This window comes from Oceanivirga miroungae (assembly GCF_902505095.1).
Classification (GTDB): Bacteria; Fusobacteriota; Fusobacteriia; order Fusobacteriales; family Leptotrichiaceae; genus Oceanivirga; species Oceanivirga miroungae.
This window is the reverse complement of sequence record NZ_CABWIB010000001.1, coordinates 1304748-1316890: the sequence shown is the minus strand read 5'-3', so window position 1 is coordinate 1316890 and position 12143 is coordinate 1304748. Positions and strand designations below refer to the sequence as shown.

Here is a 12143-nt window from a genome sequence, read left to right as displayed (position 1 = left end):
GGAGCAATATTATGATAAAAAAATATAGAATTGGAAATCCAATAGAAACATTTGCAGTTTTAAAAGAATTAAAAATTGAAAAAGAATTACCTGAATATATTAAGATTGTAGATAATAAAATAAATATATCATTAAATGATTCTGATATAGTTTATGGATTAGGTCAGGCTGTAAGGGGAATAAATAAAAGAGGGTATAAGTATATATCAAATACATCAGATGATCCAGTACATACAGAAGATAAAGGCTCTTTATACGCAGCTCATAACTATATAATGATAGATTCTTTTAAAAAATTTGGTATCTTTATTGATACTCCAAGTAAAGTAACTTTTGATTTAGGATATACAGATATAAATAAAATAGAAATAAGTTTTGAGTACAATGACTATGACCTATATTTAATTGAAGCTAGCTCATTAGTTGATATATTAAAAGAGTTTAGAGAACTAATAGGTAAAAGTTATCTTCCACCTAAATGGGCCTTTGGTTATGGTCAAAGTAGATGGAGTTATTTTAACAAAGAAGAAGTAAAAGAAGTTGTTAAAAAACATAGAGAAAATAATATACCACTAGATATGGTTTACCTTGATATAGACTATATGAAAGATTATAAAGATTTCACTATAGATAATGAAAAATTTTCTGACTTTGAAAGTTTTGTTAAGGAAATGAAAAAAGAAAATATTAGATTAATTCCAATCATAGATGCAGGAGTAAAAATAGAAAAAGGCTATGATGTATATGAAGAAGGAGTTAAAAATAGCTACTTTTTAACAAAAGAAAATGGGGATAATATAGTATGCGGTGTATGGCCAGGAGATGTACACTTTCCTGATTTTTTAAATGAAAATGTAAGAGAGTGGTTTGGTAAAAAATATCAATTTTTAATAGATAAAGGGATAGAAGGTTTCTGGAATGATATGAATGAACCAGCTATATTTTATACAAAAGACAGATTAAATGAAGTGTTAGATAAAATAACAGAGTACAAGGGAACTAATCTAGATATACATAAATTTTTTGAATTTAAAGATAGAGTATTAACTTTGTCTAATAATAATGAAGATTATAAGTTGATGTATCACAATTATTTAGGCAAAAGATATAGACATGATATAGTTCATAACTTATATGGGTATAACATGACAAAAGCTGCAGGAGAATATTTTAATAAAATAAATAAAGAAATATTAATGTTTAGTAGATCGTCATATATAGGAGCTCATAGATATGGCGGTATTTGGCAAGGAGATAATTCATCATGGTGGAGTCATTTAAAATTGAATATGGATATGAGTGTTAATCTAAATATGATAGGCTTTATATTTAATGGTGCAGATTTAGGGGGATTTGGTTCTAATTGTACACCAGATCTTATGCAAAGATGGCTACAATTTGGTATATTTACACCACTGATGAGAAATCATAGTGCTCTAGGTACAAGAAGACAGGAAGTTTATGAATTTTCTAATATGGAAAAGTTAAGAGATATTATAGAGTTTAGATACTCAATATTAGACTATATATATGATGAAACTAAAAAAGCGGTTGAAAATAATACAATGTATTTAAGACCATTAGCATTTGATTATGAAAAAGACTTATTAACAAGGGAAATAACAGACCAAATATTAGTAGGGGATTCAATAATGATAGCTCCAATATATGAGCAAAATAAAAAGGGAAGATATGTATACTTGCCAGAAGATATGAAAATGTTAAAAGTTAAATCAAAAAATGATATTAAAGAAGAAGTATTAAAAAAAGGACACCACTACATAGAAGTTAATTTAGATGAGTTTTTAATATTTGTCAGAAAAGGGAAAACTTTTACACTTAAAAATGGTGGACAAAGTGTTGATAGTATGGATAGCAGTATTTTCAGGGAATTTTAGAATAAAATATTAAAGTGCTTTAAAATGGTATTAAAATACCTTTTAAGGTACTTTTTTTTTGGAAATTTTTATATGAAAATGATATAATAAAAATAAAAAAGGGTAATTTTATGAGAAGAATAAGTTATGATCCATTAAAGATAAAAATGGTGAAAATGAATATCAAGGTGAAAGATTTAATAAACAATGCAAATATATCAAAAAGTAGTTATTATAAAATAAAAAATAATGAAAATGTAAGTACAAATACTTTAGAAAAGATTTGTAATTATTTAAATTGTGAAATAAGTGAAGTAGTAGAATGTGTAGATGATAAATATGAAAAATGATAAAAATACACTGTACTAGATTTATTCTGTGGTTGTGGTGGTCTAACAGAAGGTGAAGATAAATATAAAATCCATATAGATAGGTTAGATAAAGACAAAATAAAAATAATGGAGTACTATTTTAATTTTAAAAAAGTTATTGATGGATATTTGATAAAATAATAAAAATAAGGACATGAACTACTAAAATATAAAGAGTTAGGGCATGTTCTATTTTATTAAATATATTATTGTTAATAGCAATCTATAGTGGTATAATTAAATGTGATAATAAAAACGAATTAAACCTTTTTCTTTTTAAAAATATTATAAGCTAAAGTTATGGAAATTATAGAGAGGAAATATAATGGAAAAATATAAAACAGTTGACTTATTCGCTGGAATTGGTGGAATAAGACGAGGATTTGAAAAAACAAATAAATTTAAAAATGTACTCTCTGCTGAGATTGATAAGTATGCATGTAAAGCATATGAACATATTTATGGTGAAAATCCCTACAATGATGTAGCAAGTAAAGAGTTTAAAGAAAAAATGGCAAATATAGATTACGATGTCTTATTGGCAGGTTTTCCTTGTCAATCATTTAGTATAGCAGGACTTAAAGAAGGGTTTGAAGATAAAATAAGAGGTACACTATTTTTTGACATAGCACAAATAATTAAAATTACTAATCCAAAAGCCTTTCTTTTAGAAAATGTAGAAGGATTATTAAAGCATGATAAAGGAAAAACTTTTCAAGTAATAGCTCAAACGCTTTATGAATTAGGTTATGATATAGTTGGTGTAGATAAAATTATACATGAAGATAAAATAAAATTTAATGCTACAAGTGAAACTGTTGTAAGAACTCCAGTTAATTTTGGGATTCCACAAAGAAGAGCAAGAATATTTATAATGGGTTTTAGAAGAGAAGATTTACCCAAAGACTATAGCTTCCCAAATTTACCTAAAGGAAGAAATTTAAATCTATATAAGGACTTAAATGATTTAATAGATAATAATGTAGATGCTAAATTTTACTTATCCCAACAATATTTAAATACTCTAAATAGACATAAAAAAAGACATGAGTCTAAAAAATCTGGGTTTGGATATATAGTTGTTAATGACGAAAAGAATCCAGTTGCAAATACTATTATGGCAACAGGAGGATCAGGTAAAGAAAGAAATTTAATAAGACAGTATAAAAAAGAATTTGACGGTTTAGAAAATATTGGTGGGAAAAAAGGAAGATTAAATTTAGAAGGAATTAGATATATGACACCTAATGAATGGGGCAAACTTCAAGGCTTTGTTAATTATGGATTTATTAAAAATAATATTGATGAATTTAATTTACCAGATGATATTAGTAATACACAAAGATATAAATTATTCGGGAATTCAGTATGTATACCTGTTGTAGAAAGTATGGCAGAATACATGAGTGCAAGACTGGAGGAAATCTATGGCGCAAAATAGAGGAGAATGGTCCGAACTATATGCAATTTTATACCTATTATTAGATGAAAAGCTAAAAATTGTGAATTCAGATTTTGATGTAAAAAGAGATAATATTTTCAAGATTAAAGAAATAATATCAAATAATAAAAAAAGTAATATCTTAAAGTTTAAAATTCTAGAAAATGATATCTTATTAACATTTGATGATGTAGAAATAAGCATAAATAAAAAAGATATATCTAGTCAAAAGGAAGAATTACTTAATAGTATTCAAAAAGCTCCTAAATCAAAAGGGTCATTTGGTATTCCAAAAATAAAAAAATGGTTACTTGAAAAAGGAATTACATCTAACATAAAAGCAGATAATAAAAGTAAAGAAGATATAACGCTATTGAATTTTGATAATCTCAAAAATAATGAAGTATTATTAGGATATAGTATAAAGTCACAATTAGGTAAGCCTGCTACAATTTTAAATTCGAGCAAACAAACAGATTTTAAATACATTGTTAATGGAATAGATGATAAATATATTGATGAAATAAATGCAATAAATACACCTAAAAAACTATTTGATAGAGTTAATAAGATATATGAACTAGGAGGAAGCATTGAGTTTAGTGAAGTTGTAAGTGACAAATTTAATAATAACCTAGAATTAGTAGATACAAAATTACCTAGTGCATTAGCAGAAGCACTATTGAACTCATATATATATGGTACAAAAGATTTAGAAAAGCTATTTTCAATGTCAACAATATATTCAAAAAAAATATATAAAAAGAAACTAGAAGACTTTTTATTAGCAATTAGTTTTAATATGAATCCAAGTGAAAATTGGGATGGAGAAAAGAAGGTTAATGGTGGAATAATTGTGGTTTCTAATGATGGAAATGTTTATGTTCTTGATTTGGTATATCATGAAAAAGAAGTTAAAGAATATCTTTTGAAAAATACTAAACTTGATAGTCCAAGTAGTACAAGATACGATATGTTAAATTTAAGAAAAGAAAATGGAAAAATAGTATTTACGCTAAATTTACAAGTTAGATATAAATAAAAAATTATCCCTGTTTTTTAATGGGGATTTTTTTAAATTATGTGGTAAAATAGTAGAAAATGATAAAAAAAGAGGGATTAAATTATGGTTAACTTATCTAAAAGAGCGTATAAGGTTAGAAGAGAAAATAAAGAGATATATAAAGGATTTGGATTTATGCATTTATCTGATGCAACCAATTACTATATTCATAAAAACAATCAGTCAATTCAGTTAAAAACAACACTAGCACAAGCAATAGGAGAGGCTATCAACTTTCATTATGATATAATAAACTTTTTTAATTTTGCTGAATATGAAGAGTATGGGAATATATACATATTAGAAGATGGTGGAATATTACTATACTTTAATGTAATAAACACATATAAGCTATACGATATATTCCCAAATAATTTTGATAAGGTAATAGTTAAAATAGATAATAAAGATAATATATCAATAAATATTTTAGATAGCAATGAGAAAATATTATCTTTTGATGAATATTACTCTGTAATGTTAGGAAACCTAGCACTTTTTACTAGACATATTTTAACAACTGATATATTTGATGATGAGATGTCTGACTTTTTATTAAAAGATAGTATAGAGTTTTCTACTAATCCAACAGCTAGCTTATTTGTAAAAATACACGAAAATTTTTATCAATTCTATAAATTTAATGAATTTAATATAAATACAGTTGATAAAATAGATATAAATAATGAGAATATAATAGAAGATTTAGGTAAAGAAACATATTCTAGAAAAGAAAAAACAGAAATTAAAATAAATAAAGATGACATTCTTAGTTTTGACTGCTTTGATGAGATGTTAATACCTAATTTAAGTGATACATATATAATTGATCCTAAAATAGTTCCTCTAGGTAATGCTATTGTAAATGGCGATGCAATATCTACCCTATTTTACGGGCCTAGTGGTACAGGGAAAACTATTGCTTGTAAATTACTCTGCCAACAAATGAAATTACCAATATTATCAGTAATAAATTGTAGTGAAAATATAGACGAGTTTATACTAGGAAAATATATACCAATAGACGATAAAATAGTATTTAGAGAATCAGAAATTTCAAAGGCAATAAGAGATGGAGGTGCTGTAATTTTTGAAGAAATAAACTTTTCTAAGCCACAACATTTAGCATTTTTAAACTCTTTATTAGATACAAATGGTTTTGTAAGACTTGATAATGGAGAAATAATAAGAAGGCATAAAAACTTTAGATTTTTTGCAACTATGAATATTGGATATTATGGAACAAGAGAATTAAATCAAGCCTTATTTAATAGATTTAATATAGTATGTGAAATTGAAAAATTAGAAAAAAGCTCAATAGTTCATATGTTAAAAACAAAGGTACCAGAATGTAGCCAAAATATAGAGTCAATACTAAATATTTACTATAAAATCCAGATGATAATAAAAAAAGAAGAGTTAGAATATATAATATCCCCAAGAAATTTAGAAAATTGGGCAAAACTTGCTAAGTATATGGGCTATATAAAAGCAGCAGATGTTACAATAATCCCTATTGTAAAAGAAGATGAGTACTATAAAGCCATATTTAAAGAATTAATATTTAAAGAAAAGTGGGTTTAAGATGTATACTGCATTAAAAAATCTTTTAATTAGTGATTTTAGAGAAAAAGAAGAGAATTTTTCTATTAAATTAACTAATAATAAAAAAATTAGATTAAATTTATCATTAGATATACCAACAGCCATGTATAATCACTATACAAGTGAAATAACAATAAATCCAGCAACAGAAGGGATATACCAAGCAAAAAGAACTTTTAATGAAGCTTTAAAAATTTCCAATATTAAGCATATGGAATATACAGAAACAAAAGCATTAAAACTAGTATCAAGAGGATTAAATATACATGAATGTATGCATTCTATATATACAAATCCGTATATAAAAGAAGCTAATAATTTAGGTGAAAAAGAAAAGGAAATACTAAATATAATACACAATATGGTAGAAGATATTTTTATTGAAAAAAACGCTGTAAAAAAATATGAAGGTCTTTTACCATTTATAATATTTAACTCGGTTTTTTATGAAAGATTTTGGAAAGATAATGATAAACCGACACTCTTAGAAGAACTATTTAACTATATAAATAGAAAAAATAGATTTAATTATTGTAATACACTACCTAAACCTAGAAAAGAAGTAGATAAGGTATATAAAAAGATAAAAAAAGTATTAAAAAAAGCAATAAGAAATAAAAATGCAAATAAAAGAAATAATTATACATATAAAATATATGAACTTCTGAAAGGCAATTTAAAAAAAGAAGAGTTTTCTGTAGGTAATAATAAGTTACATAGTTGCTCTAATCTATCAGAAGAAAATTTTGAAACTAAAGATTTAGATGGTGAAAATGAAGACTTTGGATGGGAAGCGTACAAGTTTATTAAGGATGTAGATAGAGACAGGGAATCAGAAATTGATATTAATCATGATGATATAGAACTAAATATAATAAGATATAACGAACAAAGTATAAATAATAAAGAAAAATATAGCATACTCTTAAAAGAGATTAGAAAAAAATATAAAAGAATATATGAACAATTTAAAAATGTAATGGTAGATTATGATTATGAAATTGAAAATAAAAAAATAATAGGACAAATGATAGACTCTAGAAATTTAGTGGACCATAAAAAAAGATATTGGAAAAGCCAATATGAAATTACTAATATAGTAGATTTTTCAGTTATGATATTAATAGATGGATCAGGAAGTATGGATTCTTATTCTAAAGATATTATTGGTATACTACTTTGCCTGCACGATATACTTTATAAATACAATATAAAGCATAGTATAGTATCTCACAATGCAATATTTTATGAAAATGATGTTAATATAAATATATATTGGGACTATAATTCAAACAATAAAGAAAGTTCAAATATTTTAGAGTATGAGCCAAATAATTCGACAAGAGATGGAATTGTTTTAAGATGGGCAAATAAATATATTTTAGAAAAGCAAAACTCTAGAAATCCACTTTTATTTATAATTTCTGATGGGCTTCCATCACACGTTAAAGAAAATGGTAAAGTATATTCTGTACCATATATTATAGATGATATAAAAGACAGTATATTAGATATGAAAAAAAATGGAATAAAAACATATCCTTTAGCATTTAATACTAGTTATGAGGATTTAGAAAAACTATATGGAAAATCATATAGATGTGATAATCCAAATATGCTAATTAATAATTTGTTTAGCGTAATATATAAAAAATTGATAAAGTAAGAAGGGAGAATAACAATGATCCAAAAATTTAAAAATGATTATTTTGTAGGACTTGATATGGGGACTAATTCTGTAGGTTGGGCAGTGACTGATGAAGACTATAAAGTTTTAAGATTTAATAAAAAAGATATGTGGGGATCAAGATTATTTGATGAAGCAAGTCCTGCTAATGAAAGAAGAGCTTTTAGAAGTAGTAGAAGAGCCTTAAAAAGAAAAAAATGGAGATTAGATATCTTAAAATTATTCTTTAAAGATGAATTAGATAAGATAGATAATACTTTTTTAATGAGATTAGATGAAAGTAACTTATACTTAGAAGACAAAAATTCTAATATAAAATTCACTTTGTTTAATGATAAAGACTTTAATGATACTGATTTCTATAAGAAATATAAAACAATATATCATTTAAGAAATGAGTTAGTTAATAGTAAAGAAAAAGTTGATATTAGATTAGTGTATCTAGCATTACATCACATATTTAAAAGTAGAGGGCACTTCTTATTCGAAAATCTAGGTGTTGATGAGATTAAAGACTTTGATAATCTTTTTAATGAGTACAGTAGCTATATAAATGAAAGATTTGAAAAGAATATATCTAGTGATAAAAAAGATGAATTAAATGAAATTCTATGTAGTAAAGATACTAAAAGAGATAAGAAAAACAAAATAAAAGAGTTGTTTTTTGAAGATGACTTTAATACAAAAATTTTTAGCTTTGTATTAGGTAATAGTTTGAAACTAGATGAAATCTTTAATGAAGAAAGTTTAAAAGGTGAAAAGATAGACAACTTTAATAATTATGAAGAAACAAAAAGAGATGAGTACTTTGAAAAACTAGGTGATGATATAGCTTTAATAGACCTTTGTAAAAAAATAAATGACTATATAATTTTAAATGGTATTCTAAAAAATGAAAAAAGTATATCAAAAGGTATGGTTAATCTATACAATAAACATAATGAGGAATTAAATAATTTAAAATATTTTGTAAAAAAATATGATAAATCAAAATATAATGAAGTATTTAGAAAAGAAAACTCTTTATACTCTAACTATATTAACAGTACTAAATTTGGAGGTTCTAAAAAAGTAATAAAAGAGATAAAGAGTAATAAAACAGAAATAGAACTATTAATTGCATACTTTAAAAAACTATTTAAAGATATAGAGGATAAGATATCTGATAATGAGAAGGATATGTTCAATAAATTAAGTATAAGTCTAGAAGAAAATCAAATATTAGCTAAATTAAGAACAAGCAATAACTCAGTTGTACCATATCAACTACATAAGTATGAATTAATGATGATATTAGAAAATCAATCAAAATACTATGAATTTTTAAAAGAAAATAAGGATAAAATAATTAAAACATTTGAATTTAGAATACCATATTATGTAGGGCCTTTAAATTCAAAAAGTAAATTTGCGTGGATTGAAAAACATAAAGATGAAAAAATTACACCTTGGAATTTTGAAGAAGTAGTGGATATAGAAAAAAGTGCTGAAAACTTTATTGAAAGAATGATAAATACTGGAACTTATTTAAAAAATGAATATGTAATTCCTAAAAACTCTTTAATTTATGAGGAATATTCAGTTTTAAATGAATTAAATAAAGTAAAAGTAGATGGCGTATTTATTAACAAAGAATTAAAAAATAAAATATTTAATGAATTATTTAAAACTAAAACAAATGTATCAATAACTGAGCTTGTTAAATTTTTAAAAAATAGACAATATGATGTAAAAAAAGAAGATATAAGTGGGTTATCAGAAGCTAAGTTTAATTCAAACTATGCAACATACAAAAAATTTAAAGATATATTTGGTGATGATATTGAAAAAGATTTATATAAAGAAGTTATAGAAAATATAATAAAATGGAAATGTTTATACGGAGATGACAAAAAAATATTTGCTAATAAGTTTAAATCAGTATATACAGATTTAGAGCTTAGTGATGAAACATTTAAAAAAATATTAAAGCTTAAATTTACTGGATTTGGAAGACTTTCAAAAAAATTCTTAACAGAAATAGAAATTATAAATAAAGAAACAGGAGAAATTTATAAATCAGTTTTACAAGCTTTAAGAGAAACTAACTATAATTTAATGGAATTATTATCTTCTAACTTTGATTTAAGTGATAAATTAAAAGTCCTAGATAGCTCAAATATAGAAATGGATTATAAAGAACTAAGAAAAGATGAAAATTTCAAAAAAATAGTAGATGATCTATATGTATCACCACATGTTAAAAGAAGTATTATTCAAACTATAAAGATTCTAAACGAATTAATAAGTGTTACTAAAAAAGATCCTAAAAAGATATTTGTTGAGGTTGCAAGAGAAAAACAAGAGTCAAATATAACAGAAAAAAGAAAAGAAAAAATAGAAAAGCTATATAAAGACTTTAAAGAATCAAAAGATAATGATTTAGACCTTTTAAAAGAAGAATTAAAAGGAAAAGATAATAATGAATTAAAATCTAAAAAAATCTTCCTATACTTCATGCAATTAGGAAAATGTATTTACAGTGGTGAAAGAATAGATCTAAATGATTTACTATATAACAATAAGTATGACATTGACCACATATATCCTCAGAGTTATACTAAAGACGATAGTCTTGACAATATGGTATTAACAAAAAAAGTTATAAACAATGCAAGAAAGAATACATACCCAATAAATTATGAAGTACAAGCAAAAATGAAAGATTTCTGGAAGCTATTGAAGATGAAAGGCTTTATGTCTTTAGAAAAATATAATAGATTAGTAGATACAGAAGAATTTAGTAATAGTAAAATAGCTGGCTTTATTCAAAGACAACTAGTTTCAGTTAGACAGTCAACTAAAGAGGTAACAAATATTTTAAAATTACTATACCCTAATACAGAAATAGTTTATTCTAAGGCAAATAACGTAAGTATGTTTAAAGCAAAATATGAACTAATAAAATCAAGAGATTTAAACGATTTACATCATGCTAAAGACGCATATTTAAATATAGTTGTAGGAAATGTATTAGATAATAAATTTACAAAGAATTACTATAAATACGTTGAGAACTCAAGATACAGCAAAGAAAGTGAAGTGTTTAACTTCTTTAGAGTATTTGACCATCCTTTAGTTGTAAATAACAAAAACATTTGGAATACTATAGAAATATTAGATAGAGTACTAGAAACATATGATAAAAATACAGCAAATATAACTAATATGTTATATGAAGGTAAGGGTAAATTATTTGATACAAATATGAAGAAAAAAGGGAAAACGGATTCGGATTTTAAGGTAGCAATAGATGTAGAAAATACTGTAGAAAATGCGAGTAAATATGGATATTATTCATCAATGAAGGCTACATATTTTGTTGTATTAGAAGTTGATGCCAAAAAAGGAAAAAGAGAAAGGCTAATAGATAGAGTTTTAGTTATGGATAGAGATAAAATAAAAAACAGTAGCGATATAGAAAAATATTTTGAAGAAAAATATAAAAATCCTAAATTCATAGCTAAAATCAAAAAAGGGCAACTTATAGAATATAATGGATATCCTTATAGAGTTACAAGTTATTATAGTTCGGATGGAAGAACAGTGCTGGAAAATGCAAAACCATTATTTTTAAATAATGAATTAACTAAAATTGTAATAAATGTTTCAAGACTTGTAGAAAAAAATAAAAAAGTAAAAGAAGGAGAAGAGTTAATATTATCAAAATTAAAAAGAGTTAATGAAGATGACCCTGCTGAAACATATGAAGAATGTGTTATAAGATATAATGAAGAGTTTATCAAACTATATGATGCATTATTAGAAAAGGCAAAAACAAAAGTTTATGAAAATTATTTACTAAAAGATAAAATCATAAACGTTTTAGGGAGTCAAAAAGAAATATTTTATAAATTAAGTATAGAACAAAAAGCAACTGTATTAAAGACAATTATGGTATTATTTAGTAAAGATTCATTGAGAAAGACTGTAGAAATTAAAAGTCATGAAAATTTTGTTATAAAAAAGGCTGAGATTGTATATAAATTAAAATTAGATGAATTTTACGTAATTGATGAATCAATAACTGGGTTATTTACAAAGAAAAATAAAATTTAGG

Annotated in this window: 7 protein-coding genes; all 7 read left to right on the top strand. The window is 24.4% G+C overall.

Annotated elements, in window-relative coordinates; all coding sequences use genetic code 11:
• Positions 1 to 11: 11 nt before the first annotated feature.
• The 7 genes from OMES3154_RS06220 (at position 12) to cas9 (ending at position 12142) form a co-directional block, all read left to right on the top strand.
• Positions 12 to 1898, top strand: a complete 1887-nt coding sequence (locus OMES3154_RS06220) for a glycoside hydrolase family 31 protein (RefSeq protein WP_156683907.1) — start codon at positions 12 to 14, stop codon at positions 1896 to 1898.
• Between the two features lie 110 nt (positions 1899 to 2008).
• Entirely contained in the window at positions 2009 to 2227 is a 219-nt protein-coding gene (locus OMES3154_RS06215; protein WP_197271533.1) for a helix-turn-helix domain-containing protein, read from the top strand.
• A gap of 346 nt (positions 2228 to 2573) precedes the next feature.
• A complete protein-coding gene (gene dcm / locus OMES3154_RS06210) occupies positions 2574 to 3689 on the top strand; it encodes a DNA (cytosine-5-)-methyltransferase (RefSeq protein WP_156683906.1) in 1116 nt (371 codons plus the stop codon).
• Entirely contained in the window at positions 3676 to 4731 is a 1056-nt protein-coding gene (locus tag OMES3154_RS06205; protein WP_156683905.1) for an HpaII family restriction endonuclease, read from the top strand. Before dcm ends, OMES3154_RS06205 begins: the two co-directional genes overlap by 14 nt.
• An 84-nt stretch (positions 4732 to 4815) precedes the next feature.
• A complete protein-coding gene (locus tag OMES3154_RS06200) occupies positions 4816 to 6336 on the top strand; it encodes an AAA family ATPase (protein ID WP_156683904.1) in 1521 nt (506 codons plus the stop codon).
• A 1-nt stretch (position 6337) separates the two neighbouring features.
• Entirely contained in the window at positions 6338 to 8023 is a 1686-nt protein-coding gene (locus tag OMES3154_RS06195) for a vWA domain-containing protein (RefSeq protein WP_156683903.1), read from the top strand.
• Between the two features lie 15 nt (positions 8024 to 8038).
• Positions 8039 to 12142: a type II CRISPR RNA-guided endonuclease Cas9 gene (gene cas9 / locus OMES3154_RS06190; RefSeq protein WP_156683902.1), complete on the top strand. Its 4104-nt coding sequence runs from the start codon at positions 8039 to 8041 to the stop codon at positions 12140 to 12142.
• Position 12143: the final 1 nt, after the last annotated feature.

Coding starts and splice junctions, on each gene's coding strand:
- OMES3154_RS06220 (WP_156683907.1), top strand. CDS start 12: ATGATAAAAAAATATAGAATTGGAAATCCAATAGAAACATTTGCAGTT.
- OMES3154_RS06215 (WP_197271533.1), top strand. CDS start 2,009: ATGAGAAGAATAAGTTATGATCCATTAAAGATAAAAATGGTGAAAATG.
- dcm (WP_156683906.1), top strand. CDS start 2,574: ATGGAAAAATATAAAACAGTTGACTTATTCGCTGGAATTGGTGGAATA.
- OMES3154_RS06205 (WP_156683905.1), top strand. CDS start 3,676: ATGGCGCAAAATAGAGGAGAATGGTCCGAACTATATGCAATTTTATAC.
- OMES3154_RS06200 (WP_156683904.1), top strand. CDS start 4,816: ATGGTTAACTTATCTAAAAGAGCGTATAAGGTTAGAAGAGAAAATAAA.
- OMES3154_RS06195 (WP_156683903.1), top strand. CDS start 6,338: ATGTATACTGCATTAAAAAATCTTTTAATTAGTGATTTTAGAGAAAAA.
- cas9 (WP_156683902.1), top strand. CDS start 8,039: ATGATCCAAAAATTTAAAAATGATTATTTTGTAGGACTTGATATGGGG.